Source organism: Paenibacillus xanthanilyticus, from assembly GCF_042682185.1.
GTDB lineage: Bacteria > Bacillota > Bacilli > Paenibacillales > Paenibacillaceae > Paenibacillus_Z > Paenibacillus_Z xanthanilyticus.
In genome coordinates this window covers 3,779,141-3,798,651 of sequence record NZ_JBHUHA010000001.1, presented here as the reverse complement: position 1 = coordinate 3,798,651, position 19,511 = coordinate 3,779,141, and the positions used below count along the sequence as shown (strand labels likewise).

Sequence of the window (19,511 nt, the reverse complement as noted above, 5' to 3'; positions counted from 1 at the left end):
CAAACGGTTGAACCTGCATACGTCGGGCCGACTACGACGCGGCCAAGCTCTCCTCCGACTTATTCGGCCAATACAGCTCGACGGTCAGACCGCCTTGCTCGCGCCGGATAATGCGCAGGCCCGCCTCGGGGCCGAACTGCAGCTGCATCCGCTGGCGGGTGTTCCACAGCGCGCAGCCTTTGTCCTCGGTCGGCGGCATCGAGATCTGCTGCTGCAGCAAGGCGAGCTGCTCCTCGGTGACGCCGACGCCGTCGTCCTCGACCGTGATGACGTTGTACCGGTCGTTGCGCGCGCCGGTGACGCGGATCGTCCCGCAGCCTGCGGGCTCGATGCCGTGCAGCACGGCATTCTCGACGAGCGGCTGGAGGATCAGGCGCGGAAGCTCCAGCTCCCGCATCGACTCCGGCATATCGATTTCGTACTGCAGATCCTGCACTTTGATCGCTTGTATCGCCAGGTAGCTGCCGACTAGATCGAGCTCCTCGCGCAGCTCGGCGCTCATCCGCTCGGAGCGGGTCGTGTACCGGTAATATTTGCTCAGGTGCATCGCCAGCTCCATGACCGTCTCCTTTTCGCCGAGCCGGGCGAGGCTGCGGATGAGCGTGAAGCAGTTGTACAGGAAATGCGGGTTGATCTGCGACTGCAGCTGCTTCAGATTCGCGTCCCGCGAGCGGATCGTCTCCAGGTATACGTTCTGGATAAGCTGCTCGATCTGCCGCGCCATGTCGTTGAAGCTGACGAGCAGGAAGTGGAACTCGTTGTTCCGGTGGAACACGTTCAGCGTCGGGTAGTCGCCGCGCTTCAGCTTCCGCACGCCGCGGACGAGCTCGCGGATCGGCACCTGCACGTTCGTGTACAGGAAATACGCGCCGATCGTGCTGCCCACGAGCAGGAAGAAAATCGCCCCGTAGAACAGGTAGCTGTTCAGCGTGATCGGCCGCACGACGTCCTGAATCGGCAGATAGTCGACCAAGTAGAGGCCAAGCTCCTGCATCCAGACGCAGCTGACCGCGTATTCGCTGCCGGCCAAGGCGAACCGGGTGAACGGCTTCTTGGACAGCTGGCCGAGGTCGAGCGACGCCGTCAGCTCGCGCTGGAGGTCGCGATTCGCGCTGTTCGACGCGATGACTTCGCCCTCGGAGGTAATAAAGAACGGATCGCCCTTGCCGCCGGCCTTGAAGCGGTCGAGCGACTTCACGAGCTCCGTCGCGGGAAAGCTCATCTCGACGATGAGCGTCGCTTCGGGCAGCGGCGCGTCGAACGGCTCGGTAATGTAGCGGACGAACCGGGGCTGCTTCCGGAAGTACGCGGGCACGTCGGTCGTATAGTTCCACACCCGCGAGAAGCCCCGGTCCAGCACGGCCGGATCGTACTGCAGCGAGGCGTTCGAGGAGACGAACGTCTTCGTGTCGGGCGCGTAAATGCTGAGCGTCGTGTCCCAGGTGGAGGAGGCGATGAGCAGCTTCAGCTTGTCGTCGATGCGCAGCTTCTCGGCGGTCTGCTCGTAAAGGCTGGCGATCTCGATGAACTCGAGCGCGCGCACGTTGATGTCCTCGCTGATGACGAGTCCGCTTTTGGACAGCTGGAGCGCGATATTGTCGGTCTGGGTGGCGAAGTAGCTAAGATCCTTGTACATCGATTTCTCGACCTCGTCGGAGACGACGTTCAGGCTTGTCTTATACGAGAACCAGTAGAGGCCGATGATCGGGATGACCAGCATGAGGATCAGGCCGACGATTTTTGTAAACGTATTCAATCGTAAAGTGAACGTGGCGCATCGCCTCCGGAGGAAGGGATCAGGAAACAAAATTTCGGGCATCGTTCCAAAATTAATGGCACAGACGCGCTATTTTTGCCATTGCTATACTTACTATTGCAGGATGACGGCGCAGATGTCAATCCGCAATAAAGAGTGGAGAGGGTATGGGCATGAGTACGACAACGGAGGCGCTTACGCCGGTTAGAAGCGGCGTCAAGACCAAGGCGGGGAGCTTTCTCCGGCGGACCTGGCCGCTGCATCTGATGCTGCTGCCGGCCGTGATTTTGCAATTTCTGTTCGGTTATTTGCCGCTCGGGGGTCTGGTGATCGCGTTCAAGGATTTCAAGCCGTACGACGGCATTTGGGGATCAAAATGGGTGGGGCTGGAGCACTTCAAGTTCATGTTCGAGTATCCCGACAGCAAGCAGGTCATCATCAACACGGCGCTCATCGCCGGGTTCAAAATCATGTGCAGCATTATCGTGCCGTTCGTGTTCGCGCTGCTGCTCAACGAGGTGCGGCGCAATTCGATCAAGCGGACCGTGCAGACGCTCGTGTATTTGCCGTACTTCATCTCGTGGGTGTTCTTGGGCGGCATCTTGAACGACATGCTGGCGTCCGACGGCATCGTGAACAGCGTGCTGAAGAGCTGGTTCGGCCTCGAGCCGATTCTGTTCCTGGGCGACGGCACCTGGTTCCGGATCGTCGTCGTCGTGAGCGACGTCTGGCAGCAATTCGGCTTCGGCACGATCGTCTATTTGGCGGCGCTGGCGGGCGTGAATCCATCGCTCTACGAAGCGGCCGAAGTGGATGGGGCGACGCGCTGGAAGCAGACGCTGCACGTGACGATTCCGTCGCTGACGCCGATCGTGATCGTGGTCGGCACGCTCGCGTTGGGCAACATTTTGAACGCCGGCTTCGACCAAATCTTCAACCTGTACAATCCGCTCGTGTACGACAAAGGCGATATTATCGACACGTTCGTGTACCGCACCGGCATTTTGAACGGCCAGTACAGCTTCGGCACCGCGGTCGGCATATTCAAATCGGTCGTCGGGTTCGTGCTCATTGTGATCGGCTACCGGATCGCATACAAGCTGGCGGACTACAAAATTTTCTAAGGGGCGGGCGTCATGTATTACAAATCGACAAGCTACCGGTTGTTCACGGGGTTTAATTATTTCATTCTGCTGCTGGCCTCCGTGCTGTGCGTGCTGCCGATCGTGCATATTCTCGCCGTCAGCTTTAGCGCCAGCGCCGCCGCCAACGCCCATCTCGTCGGCCTGTGGCCGGTCGACTTCAACATGGAGTCGTATACGAAGACGATGAACAATCCGAACTTCGGGCGCGCCTTCCTCGTGGCGATCGAGCGGACGCTGCTCGGCACGTTCATCACGATGGCCGTCATCACGCTCGCGGGGTACGCGCTGTCGAAGGAGAACGCATCGTTCAAGAGCCGGAATGTGTACGCGTGGTATTTCGTATTCACGATGCTGTTCACGGGCGGGGTCATCCCGACGTATATCATCGTGCGCAACCTCCACCTGATGGACACGCTGTGGGCGCTCGTGCTGCCGGGGGCGGTGCAGGTATTTAACATGATCCTGCTCATGAACTTCTTCAAGGCGACGCCGAAGGAGCTCGAGGAAGCGGCGTTCATGGACGGAGCGGGGCACTTCACGATTCTGTTCCGCGTCTATTTGCCGCTGGCGATGCCGGCGATCGCGACGCTGTCGCTGTTCTCGATCGTGGGCAACTGGAATGCCTGGTTCGACGGGTTGTTGTATATTAACGATTACCGCAACTATCCGCTCGCGACGTTCCTGCAGACGATCATCGTCCAGCAGGATTTCAGCAAGCTGAATCCGGACGTGAACGAGCTGAAGAACATTTCGCAGCGGACGGTGAAGGCGGCGCAAATTTTCATCGGGATCCTGCCGGTGCTGCTCGTCTATCCGCTGCTGCAGGGGTATTTCGTCAAAGGCATTGTGCTCGGCGCGGTGAAGGAATAGGAATCGCCGAAGATCGGCAAAAGGATAACAAATTGGCATCGTCCTCGAAATCGTGGTATTTCGGACAAGGCCCAAACGGATTTATAGTGACTGTGAGAGATAGCGGTAAGCGTTCTCAGGCGTCTTCAAACAACGTATCGGGGGGATACACACAATGGGCTTCAGATGGCAGCGAATGCTGAGCGTATCGCTGGTGGCGGCTTTGTCGCTTAGCCTGGCGGCATGCGCGGGCAACAACAACGGCGGCAATGAGCCGGCGAACAACGGAGGCAGCAGCGGCGGCAATGCGGGCGCGGAGGCGAATGCGAACAGCGGCGGCGCAGCGTCGGGCTCGAACGTGGACGAGACCGGCTGGGACGGCAAGAAATACGCGGAGCCGGTCACGCTGACGACGGTCAAGGGCGTCGGTACGAACTATTACTTCAAATCCGGCGAGACGATGGAGAACAACGTCCTGCAGAAGTACATGAAGGAGAACCTGGGCATCGACGTGAAGTACGACTGGGTCGTGACGGATACGAACGACGCGTACAAAACGAAGCTGCGCCTCATGCTCTCTTCGGGGGAGAAAATGCCGGACGTCATCACGTACCGCGGCGATATGGAAACGGTCAACATGCTGATCGACTCCGGCCAGTTCATGGACGTGGGCGAGCTGTTCGACAAATACGCGGGCGAGACGTACAAGGCGGGCGTGGCGCTCAACCCGGACACGTGGCTGCCGGTGACGCGCGACGGCCAGCGGATGGCGCTGCCGGTGCTGGATTATGCCTACAACGACGACATGCTGCTGTGGCTGCGTCAAGACTGGATGGACAAACTCGGCCTGCAGGCGCCGAAGACGGTCGCGGATTTCGAAGCGATCATGGACGCGTTCGTCAACAAGGATCCGGACGGCAACGGCAAGTCGGACACGATCGGCCTCGCGACCGGCTTCAAGAACACGTACCTCGGCTGGATGAGCGACATCAGCTGGCTGTTCGGCGCTTACGGCACGCTGCCGGGGCAATGGAACAAAGGCGCGGACGGCACGCTGTCGTACGGCTCGGTCGATCCGGCGGCGAAGCAGGCGCTGTCGACGCTGAAGACGTGGATGGACAAAGGCTACATCTCCAAGGATTCCGGCATCAAGGATGAAGTGTCCGGCTCCGAGCTGTTCACCAAAGGCCAAGCGGGCGCGATCGTCGGCCGCAACTGGCTGCCGGACTGGCCGTTCGGCGATTTGCTGAACAACGTGCCGGGCGCGAAGTACAAGGGCTATCCGCTGCCTGCGGGACCGGACGGCAAGATCGGCGCGCAGAGCGGCAACCCGTCGGTTAATGGCTGGATGCTCATCAACAAGGACGCGAAGAACCCGGAAGCGCTGCTTCGCTACTACAACTTCTTCTTCGAGAACTGGGCGAATCCGCAAGCGGGCAGCGAGTTCGAGCACGGCTTCGCGGAAGGCTACGACTGGGCGAAGCTGCCGGACGGCACGATCACGAAGGACCCGGCGAAATACCCGGACCTGTTCCCGGACTATGCGGACCGCACGCACTTGGTCGAACCGATCTACTACTCGCTGACGTTCGAAGGCGCGCGCATCCCGTCGCTGTACGCGGACACGATGATCAAGCTGGCCAATGGCGGCACGCCGGAGACGCCGTACGAGAAGCAGACGGCCGGCGTTCGCAAGCCGGAGAATATCGAAGCGATGAAGATCGTCCTCGACCAGAAGGACATCCGGATGAAGAACTACTTCCAAGGGCCGCTGACCGAGACGATGAAGCAGAAGAACGAGCTGCTCAACAAGCTGATCAACCAGACGTATTCCAAAATCATTTACGGCCAATCGCCGATCGACGAATTCGACACGATGGTCGCGAACTGGAAGAAATCCGGCGGCGACCAAATCACGACGGAAGTTAACGAGTGGTTCCAGTCGGCTTCGGGCAAGTAAGGGGTTAGGGACAAACCGCCATGCGCGAAGCGCGAATGTAACACGCACGCCGATCAGCACGACGACACCAGGGAAGGAACGCTGCAGCACAGAGATTGTGGCGTTCCTTTTTTGCGTCGGAACCGGCCACCTCAACGAACCGACAGCATTTTTTCTTCATTAATAGGTGTAAGCGGATACACGAAACGAATCGGCAATCATCAGACAGAAGGAGCGAACACGAGACATGGCAAATCATGCGGGCAAGAAACGACGGCAATGGACGGCGCTGCTGCTTAGCGCGGCACTCATGACGGGACCGGCCACGATAGGCTGGGCGGCGGAACCGGGAGCGGCCGCGACCGGCCAAGGCGCTTCGGAAACCGCCGGAGCAGCAATGGCCGGCAGCGCGGGCGAGCCGGTATTTCGCGACATAGCAGGCAATTGGAGCGAGAAGCAAATCGCCAAGTGGGCGAAGCTTGGCCTCGCCGCCGGCAGCGACGGGCAATTCCGACCGAACGACGGGGTCAGCCGCGCGGAATTCGCCAAGCTGCTCAATACGCTGTTCGGCTTCCGGGCGAAGGCGGCTGCCGCGTTCGGGGACGTGGCGGCGACCAAGTGGTATGCCGATACGGTCGCGATCGCGAAGCAGGCGGGGTATATCGCCGGCTACCCGGATGGCCTGTTCAAGCCGGAGCAAGTGGTCACCCGGCAGGAAGCGGCCAAGATGGCGGCGGCGCTCTTCCCGCTCCAAGCGGCATCGGCCGATACGCTCGCCGCATTCGCCGACCAGGCGCAAGTTAGCGCGTTCGCGAAGGAGCCGATGGCGGCCCTCGTGGCCGGCGGTTACCTGAAGGGCTTCGCTGACGGCACCATCCGTCCGCTTGCCCCGATCACGAGAGCGGAAGCGGTCGTCCTTCTGGACCGCCTGGCGGGCGAGATCGCGAACCAGCCGTCTGAGCGGACCGGCCTTAAGCTCCCGGGAGGATTGTTCATCAGCAGTCCGGACGTGACGATCGGGCAAAGCGCAATTGCGGGCAGCGTCATCATTGCGCCCGGCGTCGGCGAAGGCGATGTCACGCTCGACGGCGCGGAAATCGGCGGAACGCTGGTCATTAGCGGCGGTGGCGCCAATTCGGTGCACATCCGCAACTCGAAGGTGGAAGCGATCGTCGTCGACAAGATCGATGGACCGGTGCGCGTCGTGTTCGAAGGCGATACGTCGGTCGGCGAGCTGGACGTCGAGAGCGGAGCCAAAGTCGAAGTCGGCGCGGACGCGTCGGTCGGCGAGCTAACCATTACAGAAGGCGCAGACGGTACCGATCTGCAAGTGAAAGGGACGGTCGGCAAGCTGCAATCCGAGACGGACGGCGTCAAGCTGAACGATCGGCCGGTACAAAAAGGCGGCGGCTATGAAGTTAACAAGGGCGAGGTCAAGGCCGCGCCGCCAAAAGGGAACTCCGGCAATGGCGGCGGCAGCAACGGAGGCGGAAGCAGCGGGCCTCCGACACCGCCGGCGCTCACGGCCGATACGACCGACAATGTGGTCGGCAAAGATCTAACCATCACCTTCCCCGACAACGCTTCGTGGCGCGCGGCGATCAGGAAGGTGAAGCTGGGGACGAAGGAGCTCGCGCCCGCGCAGTATACCATCGCCGCAGGGCAGATCACGATTGCCGCAGCGGCGGTAACGGAGAAGGGCAGCCTGACGGTGACAATCTCGGCCAGCGGCTATCCCAACGTGACGCTGGCGCAGCCGGTCGGGCAATGGGACCTCGTCTGGAACGACGAGTTCGACGGCGGCACGGGCGGCAATTTCGATACGAACGGCGTCGACAAGTCCAAATGGGGCTACCAGAACGGCACCGGCGCGGAGTACGGTCTGGATGGATGGGGCAACGGCGAGCAGCAGTACTACACGAAGGACAACATTGAAGTCAAAGACGGCAAGCTGGTCATCACGGCCAAGAAACAGACGATGTCCGGCAAGCCGTATACGTCCGGCCGGCTGTGGACGTCGCCGACGTTCAGCAAGACCTACGGCAAATTCGAGGCGCGGATGAAGCTGCCGGAAGGCCAAGGCTTGTGGCCGGCGTTCTGGATGATGCCCAAGGACAGCGAATACGGCGTGTGGGCGTCCTCCGGCGAGCTCGATATTATGGAAGCGCGCGGCCGATTGCCGCACGAGGTCGGCGGCACGATCCACTACGGCAAGCCGTGGCCGAACAACAAGGCGACCGGCAATGCGTACACGTTCCCCGAGGGCGAGTCTATCACGGGTTACCATACGTACGGCGTAGAGTGGGAGCCGGGCGAGATCCGCTGGTATGTGGACGGGAAGCTGTATCAGACGCTGAATAACTGGAACAGCCAAGGGGCTGATCAGCCGGACAAATACGCCTATCCGGCGCCGTTCGATAAGCCATTCTATATGATTCTGAACTTGGCGGTAGGCGGGCAATACGACGGCAATCGCCTCCCGAGCGACTCGATGCTTCCGGCGACGATGGAAGTCGACTACGTGCGGGCGTATGAATTGTCGGGCAAACCGTACCGTACGCCGATCGAACCGCAGACGCAGAAGGAGCCGATTCCGGCCAACGCCAAAGCGGCGATCGACGGCAGCTATATTTACGACCCGGCCTACACCAAGGGGCTCAAGGATATTACCGCGCTGGACCAGACGCTCGATCCGCTCTATTGGAACTTCTTGCACGCGCCGGATTTCGGCGGGGCGGGCAGCGGCACGATCGAGACGGTGGACGGCAAGCCGTATGCGAAGGTGACCGTTCAAACCCCCGGTAATGCGGTGCATGCGCTGCAGCTGATCCAGTATGCCACGCTGGTCAAGGGCCGTGCGTACAAACTGAGTTTCGACGCGAAGGCTTCGGCCAACCGCACGATCGCGGCCAAGCTCGGCGGCGACGCCGACAACGGCTGGGGCGCGTATTCCGATCAGTTCCAGGTGCCGCTCGGCACGGACGTGAAACATTACGAATACCGTTTCCAGATGACGAACGAGACGGACCTTGGGGCGCGGCTGGAGCTGAATCTGGGCTTGAACGCGAACACGGTCTGGATCGGCAACGTCCGGCTGGAGGAGGTCGAGAGCGCCGAGGAACCGAATGGTCCGAAAGCGCCGCTAGCGGACGGCAACCACGTCTATAACGGTACGTTCGATCTCGGCACGATGGACCGCATGAAATACTGGAACGTCCAGACGGCAAGCACGCCGGTTAGCGCTGCCGCGAGCGTGAACGCCGAACGACGGGCGCTCGAAGTCGCGATCGGCAATGGCGGCACCGATCCGAAGGCGGTTACGGTCACGCAAAAAGGCATCAATTTACTGCAAACCGACACGTACCAGCTCACCTTCGACGCGAAGGCGGAAGCGGCCCGTACGATCGGCGTCCGATTCGTCAGTAAGGACGGGACCGTCCAATACGGCGCCCAATCCGGCATCGCGCTCGATACCGACGCGTCCAGCCAGACGTTCACGTTCACGATGCCGGCCCAAGTCACCGACGCGGAAGGCCAGCTCGTCTTCGATCTAGGCGGCAGCAGCGCGGATGTGACGCTCGACAATGTGAAGCTGATCCGCACGACGAACAACAACGTCGATTACAGCGGTATCAACCTGTTCCCGCTCGTCAACGGCGACTTCACCGGCGGACTGTCCGGCTGGGAGCCGTTCACGCAGGGCGCGTCCGCGCAATTCAGCGCCGAAGGCGGCGTGGCCAAGGTCGCCGTCGCCAGCGTTGGTACCGAGGCATGGAACGTCATGCTGAATCAATCCGGTCTGGAGCTAAAGAAAGGGCTGACGTACACGCTCTCCTTCGACGCCCGGGCTTCGGTCGCGCGCGATATCGAGGCCTCGCTGGAGGACGCGGGATACAACCGTCATTTCCAAACCGGATCGCTCGCGATCGGCAGCGAGTGGAAGACGTTTGCCTACGAGGTGAAACCGACGGCCGACGCGAATCTCGCGCTCAAGCTGCTGCTCGGCAAGACGGCGCAAAGTCCGGCGGGCCCGCATGACGTCTTCTTCCGCAACATGGTGCTGGAAGTCAAGGATGCGCCGGTCAAGCGCCCGCCGCTGCTGCTGGCGGACGCGACCGACAACCGGCTCGGCCAACCGGTCGAGCTGACCTTCGCGGATAACGCGGCATGGCGCGAGGCGATCGCGTCGGTGAGCGTGGACGGTCAAGCGCTGGCCGCCGAACATTATACGGTTCAGTCCGGCATCCTTCAACTCAAGGGCAGCGCGTTCGCGGCGGTAGGCGCGCATACCGTAACGGTGAAAGCAGCCGGATACGGCGATACGACGGTGAAACAAAGCCTGATCGCCAGCGACGGGAACCTGCTGCGCAACGGCAGTTTCGCCGGCGGCGGCGAGGACTGGACGCATTGGGAAGGCGACGGCGGCGTATCGGATTTCGAAGTGGCGGAAGGCGCGGCGAAGATCGCCATTCATTATAACGGCGGAATTCACGAACAGTGGAAGATTCCGATCAGCTGGTCGACGCAGTTCATGCAGAAGGACATCAAGCTGGAAGCGGGCAAGACCTACGAGCTGAGCTTCAAGGCTTCCTCGACGAAGAGCCGACCGATCCTAATCGAGTTCACCGGTTATAACAACAACCAGAAGACGGCATTTGCCATTAAGGAAAACGCCGCTGTATATCGGACGACGCTTCAACCCGCCGCGCCGGTCACCTTCACGCTCAACTATTTGCTGGGCAATGTGGTCGATGGCGCCAACGCGACGCCGAACGAGCCGCATGTCATCACGATCGACGATGTGCTGCTGAAGGAAGTGAAGGCGGCTCCGGCGCTGACAGCTGATAGCACCGACAACAAGGTCGGCAGCCCGATCGAGCTGACGTTCGCCGACGCGCCGGCTTGGCGCGAGGCGATCACGGCCATCACGGTGAACGGCGTAACCGTGCCAAGCGAGCAAGCCGTCGTCGAAGCGGGGCGCATTCAGTTGGCGGCAGACCTGTTCCCAGCGATGGGCACGTACAAGATCGGCATCGAAGCGGAAGGTTACGGTATTGTGAGTCTGGCGCAGGATGTGAAGACGAACGCGCCGAATGTGGCGCTCGGCAAGACGGCGACCGCATCGACCGCAAGCCAGCCGGCCGCCAGCGCGGTGGACGGCAACGGCGCAACCCGCTGGGAATCGGCCGCGGCCGATCCGCAGTGGATCAGCGTCGATCTGGGGAAGCGTTATAAGCTCGACGCGGTCGTTCTGAACTGGGAAGGCGCGTTTGGCAAAACGTATAAGCTCCAAGCCGCAACGGCGGCCGCGCCCGGCGAGGCCGATTGGACGGACGTCTACTCGGAAGCGGCCGGCAACGGCGCGATCGACACGATCGTGCTGGGCGGCGCTGAGGCGAGGCATTTACGGATGACAGGAACAGCTAGAGGCACGACGTATGGCTACTCGCTATGGGAGCTGGAAGCCTACGGCGTACCGGCAGCCGGTGGAGCAGACCCTGGCGAAGAAGAGCCGGCGCTGCTTGATCCGCCGGTTCTCGCCGCCGATGTATCGCAGAACAAGGTCGGTCAGGACATGACGCTGACGTTCCCGGCTAACGCCGCTTGGATCGCCGCGGTGAACGGCGTCGCCGTAGAAGGCCGAGCGCTCGTCAAGGATACCGAGTATTCGTTGGCGGACGGCAGCCTGACCATTCGCGCTTCCGTTTTTCCGGCGGCGGACACCTATACGGTGAGCGTCTCCGCGCCAGGCTACAAGCCATCCGAGACCGAGCAGGTCGTCGCGGCAGCTGACGCGAACCTGGCGCTGGGCAAGAGCGTGACCGTATCGAGCCACAATGCGCCGTTCGCATCGGAGCTGCTGACCGACGGACGGGCGGATACGCGCTGGGAAGCGAACTGGCAGGCGAACAACGCGGTGGAATGGGTCGTGATCGATCTGGGCGCCGAGCAGGCGATCGAGAAGCTGAAGCTGCTCTGGGAGCGCGCCTACGCATCGGCGCTGCTCGTGCAGGTCGCGGCCGACGGAGCCGATACGGCCGCTGGCAGCGACGATTGGCAGACCGTCGCGACGCTCGACCGGACGCTCGACGAGAGCAGCCTCGCGGAGACGGTGGACCTCGGCGAGCAAGACGTTCGCGGCCGTTACGTCCGGCTCTACATGACGGGCAGGGGTTTCGCGCCATATGGCCCTTCCCTGTTCGAAGTCGGCGTCTTTTAACCGGACGGCTCGTCCATCGACAAGCATCTCTTTGCTGCAGCCGCAGCAAAGAGATGCTTTTTGCGATTCATTAGGGAATAAAAGGATAATTGCCCTGTCGGATCGAAATAAAAAAGGTCTTTAATCGTTAATTGGATGAAAGATTTCTCCGGCATCATCATGGCTATCATGCCCGGAACCGCGATGGTTGCCGCAAGCAAGAACTTTTGCAATCTCATTCGCGTCAGGAATACAAACGGCGATCTATCCGCGCGCAAGCGACGGGTGCCGTAGGCACAGGAGGTTTATACCGCGTGAATATTAAAGGCGTTAATCATTTTTGTTTCTCTGTCTCGGATCTGGAGCGGTCCGTGGCGTTCTATCAGGATGTGTTCGGGGCGAAGCTGCTGGTGACCGGCCGCAAGCTCGCCTATTTCGACCTGCAGGGCATCTGGATCGCCCTCAACCAGGAGGAGGATATCGAGCGCTCCACGGAGCCGGGTACCTATACGCATATCGCGTTCACGCTGGACGAAGCAGAGTTCGACGCGGCCGTCGCGCGGCTGAACGAGCTGAACGTCTGCGTGCTGCCAGGCCGGCTGCGCGACGAGCGGGACAAGCGCTCGGTCTACTTCCTCGATCCGGACGGCCATCGGTTCGAGTTCCATACGGGGTCGCTGGCCGACCGCATGGCCTACTACCGGGAAGAAAAGTCGCATATGGTTTTCTATGATTGAAGGCTTGCCGGTGGGCAGGCACGCGAGGCCATAGAGCCGCCGGCGAGGCGAAGGACGGAGGAGGCGCTCAGATGCTCTACCATTTCAGCGAAAATCCGCATATCCCGCTATTCGAGCCGAGACGGAAGGCGAACCGGACGAACATGCCGCCCGTCGTCTGGGCGATCGACGAGGCGCATGAATATACCTTCTATTGCCCGCGCAATTGTCCCCGCATCGCGTACCGCCGCACGGGGCCGATGAGCGAGGAAGCCGAACGGCTGCTGTTCGCAGCGTCCGGCGCGGACAGCGTGCTCGCGATGGAGAGCCGGTGGCATGCGGAGCTGGAGAGCTTCACGATCTATCGGTACGTCTTCGAGCCGGACGGATTCGAGCTGTTCGACGCCACCGCAGGCTACTATATCTCCGAGCAACCGGTCCGGCCCGTACGTGTCGAGGCATACGGCGGGCTGATCGGCCGACTGCTTGCCAAGGGGATCGAGCTGCGGTTCATGCCGGAGCTGCACGCGCTGCGCGACACCGTGCTCGCGTCCGGAATACGGGATTTCGGCATCCATCGGTTCGAGTTCGCCAAGCGGACGGATGAACCATAAAGGCGAAGAGCGGCTGCGCCGAAGAAGGAATGCCGCGAGGTTGCGATTTGCCCACCAGAACGGAGGGGACACAAGTGAGAAGAGCATTGGCGGGCGGCTTCATGCTGCTCGGCGGCATTGGATTGTACGTCGGCACGCGTTTGGCGGCGCTGAAATTCACGGAATTGGTCATCGGACCGCAGCACACCTATACGGAGGACGGGGTTCGCATGTTATACAACTCGTCACTCCGCGGCAACGGCTTCATGACCGTCGGCGTACTCGGGATCTTGCTAGCTGTGCTGGGCTTCCTCGTGCTGCTCATGGATCTTGGTCTTGGCGGATTCATCCATAGGCAGCGCGAGCGAATTCGAGAGAACAACCGGGCCTTCGAAGCCGCGTATTGGGAAGCCAAACGAAAGCGTGAATCCGACGAAGCAGATTAGGCATTCGGAAGGGAATCGCGTTCGTTCTCTTGTTTGATCCCAGCCTGGTATGGCGGGTAAGATGAACGTATAGGCGCGTCAAGTAAGGAGGAACGGGATCCATGCTGGAGCGGATCGTCGAATTCGCAAAAGGATACGTCGTGTCGTTTATCGTCTGCCTCCTATTGTTTCTTCTCCTCGTCGGCGCGATAAGCTTCGCAACGAACGGAAGTTAGCGGGAGGCGGCACGGACATGAAGGAACTAGAAGAGTTAACGGAGAAAGAGTTGTTGGGCCGGTTGGCGGAATCGGGCAGCCGGGAGGCCGTCCTGTTCTTCACCCCGCTGTGCGGCACGTGCAAAGTCGCCGAACGGATGCTGCAGGTCATCGAAGCTTCGGGCAAAGCCATTCCGCTGCATAAGCTGAATATTAATTACGCGCGGGAGCTGCGCGAGCGCTGGCAGATTGCGAGCGTGCCTTGCCTGATCGTGGTCGAGACGGGCGAAGTGCGGGCGCGGGAATACGCGATGCATGGCGTCGACTTTCTATTCGACTTATTGAAGGAGGCATGAGGGATGGATTATCGTTATCCGATCGGGCCGTTCGCGCATGAGGGAACGGTCACGCCGGAGCAACGGGAGTTATGGATTCGGGAGATCGAGAAGCTGCCGGCCAAGCTGCGACTGGCGGTAGAAGGTCTGAGCGAGGAGCAGCTGGACACGCCGTACCGCGACGGCGGCTGGACCGTGCGGCAAGTGGTGCATCATGTGGCGGACAGCCACATGAACAGCTTGACGCGCTTCAAGCTCGCGCTGACCGAGGAACAGCCGACGATCAAGCCTTACGCGGAAGATCGCTGGGCAGAGCTCGCCGACGCGAAGAGGGCCCCGATCGAGCTGTCGCTGCATCTGATCGAGGCGCTGCACGAGCGTTGGGTGCTGCTGCTCGAATCGATGACGGAGGCGGAGTACGCGCGCGCGTTCTACCATCCGGAGTCGGGGGAGACCGTGCCGCTGGATCGGAACCTTGGACTTTATGCGTGGCACGGCAATCATCACGCGGCGCATATTACGACGCTTCGGGCACGCAAGGGTTGGTAATCGGCGCGCATTCAGACCATTGGCAACGGCGATTTTGGCGTTTTTCGGCGTCGCTCGAAGGTTCGCTCGGGCTGGCTGCCGGGGCACAAACGGAAATTCAGCTTCCTCCCTCGCATAGTTTTTGGGTCTTGGGTCAAGCTATCCTCGAAATCGAAAACGAGGCGAGGGAGCACAAGAATGTTGATGACATCCAAACGCGTGTTATTGGCCGGGACGGCGCTGCTGCTAGCCTTGGCTGCTTCGGGCTGTGCGGGACAGCAGCCGAAGAACCCTTCCGGCGCGGAGAACGGCAAGAGCGCGCAGAAGAACGAATCGAAGGCGCAGAAATCCGGCGAAGGCCGGCCAATCCTGCAGGGCGGCAACGAAACGCAAGGCAAGAGCCAGGCGCAATCCGGCGGTCGTATGCAAGCCAAGTCGAACCAAGCGCAGCCAAGCAAGCTGCAAGTAACCGATAAAGAAGCGACGATCGGTCTTCAGCAAATTGACGGGAAGCCGTACGTGTCGCTGCGCGATCTGCTGGGACCGGTCGGCTATCAGATGCGGCTCTCCGACGACGGCCGCGAAGTGATGATCGGCGGCACCGATCCGCTGTACAAGATCGGTCTGGACTCCGCCAAAGCGGAGCGCGACGGACAAACCATCATGCTGGACGAACCGGCCAAACGGAAGGGCGACGACGTGCTCATTCCGGAGTCGGCGCTGGGCGATCTGTTTCAAGAAGACATCCGCTATACGAACGGCGGCTCGGATATTAAGCTAAGCCCGTTATCCGAAGACGGAGAGAGCATGCGTGATCTGGAGAAGGCCGACGTCAGCGAGGAGATTGGCGGCCAGCAGCAGAGCGAGGAGAAACAAGGCGGCGGGCCGATCGTTATCGAGGGCGAAGAAGATGGCGACGGGATGAGGATCCAGGCGGCCGGGCTGCCGAACATCGACATCGACGCGATGATCCAAACCGCCATGAAATACCGCGGCGTACCGTATTTGTTCGGTGCGGGCCCATACACGCGGACGAAGCGTTTTGATTGCTCGTCCTTCACGCAATACGTATTCGCGAAGTACGGCATCAAATTGAGACGGGTATCCTACAACCAGGCGACGCAGGGCATTTTCGTCAGCAAAGCGAACCTGCGGCGGGGCGACTTGGTGTTTTTCTCGGTGCCGGGGCGGTTCAAATCCGACAAGAAAGTCGGCCACGTCGGCATCTATATCGGCAGCGGCCAAATGATCCACACGTTCTCCACGAATAGCGGCGGGGTGCATATCAGCTCGATTAAGTCCGGTACGTGGGCAAGACGCTATTTGCGCGCGAGACGCGTAGCGACGTAAATTTGACGCGAAGCGCCGGGATCAAGACCGGCGCGTAATACAGCGCGGGTGCCTGACGGCCCCGCGTTTTTCTTTTGGTTGAACGCAGCCGGCGTTCAACCGACGAAAGACGAGAAGCCCTAAAGCTGGCGGCAGCTCGTTTCTTTTCATTCCGTAATGTGTTATGAAAAGGATAAAGTGTTTGGCGGGAGGAGAGAGAAGAATGACCGAATGGATGAACGGCGCCTTGTGGTGGGAGCGTCTGAACGTCATCGGGAGCAAACTGGCCGTTATCGTCATCATACTGGGTATTACTTGGGTAATTCTAAAAATCCGGCGCTCGTTGATCCGGCGCGTGTTCGCGTTAACCCGGCTGGACGATAAACAGCGCGCCACGCTGGAATCGCTGCTCATGTCGCTCACCCGATATATTTTGTATATCGTGGCGGCATTGATGTGCATCGGCAACATCGGAGTCAATATCGGTCCGATTATCGCGAGCGCGGGGGTCGTGGGGCTGGCAGTCGGTTTTGGCGCCCAGACATTGGTGAAGGATCTGATTACCGGATTTTTTATTATATTCGAGGACCAGTTCTCGGTTGGCGATTACGTGTCGATTAACGGGGGACAAATCAACGGCACCGTCACGAGCGTCGGCTTGAGGGCGACCAAAATCCGTACATGGGCGCAGCACGTTGTCGTGATCCAGAACTCGGAAATTAAGATCAGCCAAAACTTCAACCGCGAGCGGATGCGCGCCATCGTCAACGTCTCCGTACCGTTCGATACGGACCCGGCGATGATCGAGGAAGCGGTTCAAGCCGTATCCGAGCGGCTGACGGAATCGATGCCGTATTTGTTCCTGCGCGACGGTCACGATCAGCCGGTGGAGCCGCCGCAGTTATACGGATTGGCGGATCTGGCGGACAATCAGCTGGTAGCCAAATACACGATCACGTGCTTGGTGAAAGACGTGCATTATTGGCGGGCCGGGCGCGAGCTGCGCAGGGCGCTCGCCGAGGAGCTGATGGGCCGCGGCGTGGCCCTTGCCTAATTAAGAAGCCTCCTTCCGCTGCGTGTGCAGGGAAGGAGGCTTGTTTGGTGATGCGGCAGTCCTCTCGGGAGCAAGCCGGACCTACTCGCTCACATCGCTTGCAGACCGGCTTGATTGAGCAGGTTCCAAGGCTTGTTATAGTGAGGCTGGAAGAAGAAGTCGACGAAGCCGAGCTCCTCCATCGTCATGCCGTTCTGGATGCACACCGACAGCGTATTGATCGCTTGCGTCAAATCAGCCTTCGAGAGCACTTGCGCGCCGATAATCCGGCCCGTTTGCTCCAGGTAGACGACTTTCAGCAGCACCTTCTCGAACGTCGGCATGAATTCGGGGCGGTAGTTCTCGTTCAGCATAACCGTTTTGACCTTCATGCCCGCGGCGAGCGCGGCGGCTTCCGTCATGCCGGTCGACGCGATGTTGTAGTCGTAGATTTTGATGCCCGATGTGCCTTGGGTGCCCATGTAACGAACCGTCGGCGTCACGAGATTGCGAGCGACGAGCGTGCCCATCCGGACGGCGTTGGTCGCCAGCGGGATATAGGCATGGGTACCGGTCGGGTTGTAATGAATGGCGCAGCTGTCGCCGGCCGCGAACACATCCGGATTGCTCGTGCGCATATATTCGTCCACGATGATCGCGCCGTTCGGCAGCATATCGACCTGTCCCTGGAGCAGCTCGGTATTCGGGCGGAAGCCGATGCACAGAATAACCAGGTCGGCTTCGAATTCGCCGTTCGTCGTCAGCACCTTGCGTACGCGGCCATCCTGACCTTCGAAGCCGGTAACGGTGCGGCCAAGCGCCAGCCGGATGCCGCGCTCCTCCAGGGCAGTTTCGGCCACGGCCGTAAATTCAGGGTCGAGGTATTTAAACATCGTACGCTCCATGTTATCGATCAGCGTCACGTCCTTGCCGAGCTGCTCGAACGCCTCAACGAGCTCGATGCCGATGTAGCCGGCGCCGACGACCGTGACGCGTTTCGCGTCCTTGGCTTTGGCGATGATCGTCTGCGAGTGGGCGTAGTTTTTGCACAGCTGGATGTTCTCCATCCCGATGCCGGGCAGCTGCGGAATGATCGGCCACGAGCCGGTGGTCATGACGAGCTTGTCGTACGCATCGGTGAACTCTTCGCCGGTGGCGAGATTGCGGACGCGAACCGTCTTCGCGGCCGTATCCACATTCAGCACGTCATGCTTCATGCGGGTGTCGACCCCGAGTTCCGCAAGCTGGGCGGGCGTCGCGTAGAAGAGTTTCTCGGCTTCCTTCACGACGCCGCTGACGTGGAGGGCGATGCCGCACGAGAGGAAGGAGATCGTGTCGTTCCGTTCATACACCGTAATTTGAGCCTCGGGATGATGGTGGACCATTTGCGTAATAGCGGCGGTTCCGGCATGGGTGCATCCAATCACGATAACTTTCATTGTCATTTCCTCCTCGGGTATGGTTGTGATTAAATTCACAATGTACGTTATATTTAACGGCTGTGATTATTTTCACAACCTTCGTCAAATGTTATGTGATTATTTTCACAACCTCTTATTTGCTTAATCATACGGCCGCGGCACGGGAATTGCAATAGGCATTTTTAGCGTTCGCGGATTGTTCACAAAGGGGCGGGCTTTAGAAGGTATGGCAAGGAGGGTGACGACCGTCCCTTCCTTCTCGAGCCACCTGCCCATGATGCTCAATAAGCGAGGCCGACCCGCGCGTTCGCGTATTCCATGCTGTCGATTTGGCGGAACGCAAATTCTGCCGTATCGGGCACCGAGATCTTTACGCCGCCCTCGGGCAAATAATCGCGCTCCGCCCGGTAGACGCCCGTGTATTCGCCGTCTGGCAAATACGTCGGACAGACGATCGTCCACGTAAGTCCCGAATTCGCGAGCGTCCGGTAGAACGCGTGATGCTCCTCGGCCGCCCTTGTGAGCTTGCGCTTCGATTCGGTGGATTGATAACGCAGCAGACCGGGTTCCGAGCGGCTGTTCAGAATGCCGGCCGTTCCGATCGCGATGATGCGTCCGATGCCGGCTTCTTGCATGGCGGCCGCGATCAGCGGCGCGCTCTCGCTCAGCACGCTGCCGCCGTCCGTGTTCAAGGCGCTGAGCACCACGTCCGCGCCCGCCATTGCGGCGCGGAGCGCGCCCGGGTCGCATGCGCTTCCGGTGCATATGCGAAGCTTCTCGTCCTGCAGCGCCATACGCTGCGGATCCCGCGCCAGCGCCGTTATGGTATGTCCGGCTTCAAGCGCGCGCGCCGCCAACTCGCGGCCGACTCGTCCGGTACCGCCCAATAAGCAGATGTTCATGGCCATTTTTCCTCTTTTCGTCTATCGGCATGTCCTGATTATACACAAGTACGGGCGGGTTCGGACAAGGCCGGGGCGGATTTGAGGCGCGAAGATGAAACATGATATAGTTATGGAGCCGAAACA

At 60.4% G+C, this 19,511-nt stretch carries 14 protein-coding genes; 11 read left to right on the top strand and 3 right to left on the bottom strand.

Features of this window, described 5'->3' with window-relative positions; genetic code table 11:
- Positions 1–31 precede the first annotated feature (31 nt).
- Positions 32–1,756, bottom strand: a complete 1,725-nt coding sequence (locus tag ACFSKT_RS16325; protein WP_377717950.1) for a sensor histidine kinase — start codon at positions 1,754–1,756, stop codon at positions 32–34.
- Between the two features lie 173 nt (positions 1,757–1,929).
- Between ACFSKT_RS16325 and ACFSKT_RS16320 the strand changes: the two genes are divergently transcribed.
- From ACFSKT_RS16320 to ACFSKT_RS16270, 11 genes are all read left to right on the top strand, one after another.
- On the top strand, positions 1,930–2,880 hold the full coding sequence (locus tag ACFSKT_RS16320) for an ABC transporter permease (protein ID WP_377717949.1): 951 nt from the start codon (positions 1,930–1,932) through the stop codon (positions 2,878–2,880).
- 12 nt (positions 2,881–2,892) lie between these two features.
- The gene (locus tag ACFSKT_RS16315; protein WP_377717948.1) at positions 2,893–3,771 is read left to right on the top strand and encodes a carbohydrate ABC transporter permease; all 879 of its coding nucleotides are present in this window, start codon (positions 2,893–2,895) and stop codon (positions 3,769–3,771) included.
- 154 nt (positions 3,772–3,925) lie between these two features.
- Positions 3,926–5,710: an extracellular solute-binding protein gene (locus ACFSKT_RS16310; RefSeq protein ID WP_377717947.1), complete on the top strand. Its 1,785-nt coding sequence runs from the start codon at positions 3,926–3,928 to the stop codon at positions 5,708–5,710.
- Positions 5,711–5,936: 226 nt separating this feature from the next.
- Positions 5,937–11,909 carry a hemoblobin-interacting domain-containing protein gene (locus ACFSKT_RS16305; RefSeq protein WP_377717946.1) on the top strand — a complete coding sequence of 1,991 codons (5,973 nt, stop codon included), beginning with the start codon at positions 5,937–5,939 and terminating at the stop codon, positions 11,907–11,909.
- A 293-nt stretch (positions 11,910–12,202) separates the two neighbouring features.
- Complete coding sequence (gene fosB, locus ACFSKT_RS16300) at positions 12,203–12,625, top strand: metallothiol transferase FosB (RefSeq protein WP_377717945.1); 423 nt, start codon at positions 12,203–12,205, stop codon at positions 12,623–12,625.
- Positions 12,626–12,696: 71 nt separating this feature from the next.
- Positions 12,697–13,218: a DUF6886 family protein gene (locus tag ACFSKT_RS16295; protein ID WP_377717944.1), complete on the top strand. Its 522-nt coding sequence runs from the start codon at positions 12,697–12,699 to the stop codon at positions 13,216–13,218.
- 74 nt (positions 13,219–13,292) lie between these two features.
- Positions 13,293–13,643, top strand: coding sequence for a hypothetical protein (locus ACFSKT_RS16290; protein ID WP_377717943.1), 351 nt, complete (start codon positions 13,293–13,295; stop codon positions 13,641–13,643).
- Positions 13,644–13,875: 232 nt separating this feature from the next.
- A complete protein-coding gene (locus ACFSKT_RS16285; protein ID WP_377717942.1) occupies positions 13,876–14,193 on the top strand; it encodes a thioredoxin family protein in 318 nt (105 codons plus the stop codon).
- A 3-nt stretch (positions 14,194–14,196) separates the two neighbouring features.
- The gene (locus tag ACFSKT_RS16280; protein WP_377717941.1) at positions 14,197–14,721 is read left to right on the top strand and encodes a YfiT family bacillithiol transferase; all 525 of its coding nucleotides are present in this window, start codon (positions 14,197–14,199) and stop codon (positions 14,719–14,721) included.
- Between the two features lie 183 nt (positions 14,722–14,904).
- The gene (locus ACFSKT_RS16275; protein ID WP_377717940.1) at positions 14,905–16,050 is read left to right on the top strand and encodes a C40 family peptidase; all 1,146 of its coding nucleotides are present in this window, start codon (positions 14,905–14,907) and stop codon (positions 16,048–16,050) included.
- A 202-nt stretch (positions 16,051–16,252) separates the two neighbouring features.
- Entirely contained in the window at positions 16,253–17,083 is an 831-nt protein-coding gene (locus ACFSKT_RS16270; protein ID WP_377717939.1) for a mechanosensitive ion channel family protein, read from the top strand.
- An 89-nt stretch (positions 17,084–17,172) separates the two neighbouring features.
- Here ACFSKT_RS16270 and ACFSKT_RS16265 read toward each other — a convergent pair whose 3' ends face one another.
- Together ACFSKT_RS16265 and ACFSKT_RS16260 are read right to left on the bottom strand one after the other, a co-directional pair.
- Positions 17,173–18,501, bottom strand: a complete 1,329-nt coding sequence (locus ACFSKT_RS16265; RefSeq protein WP_377717938.1) for an FAD-dependent oxidoreductase — start codon at positions 18,499–18,501, stop codon at positions 17,173–17,175.
- A 263-nt stretch (positions 18,502–18,764) separates the two neighbouring features.
- A complete protein-coding gene (locus ACFSKT_RS16260; protein ID WP_377717937.1) occupies positions 18,765–19,385 on the bottom strand; it encodes an NAD(P)-dependent oxidoreductase in 621 nt (206 codons plus the stop codon).
- Positions 19,386–19,511: the final 126 nt, after the last annotated feature.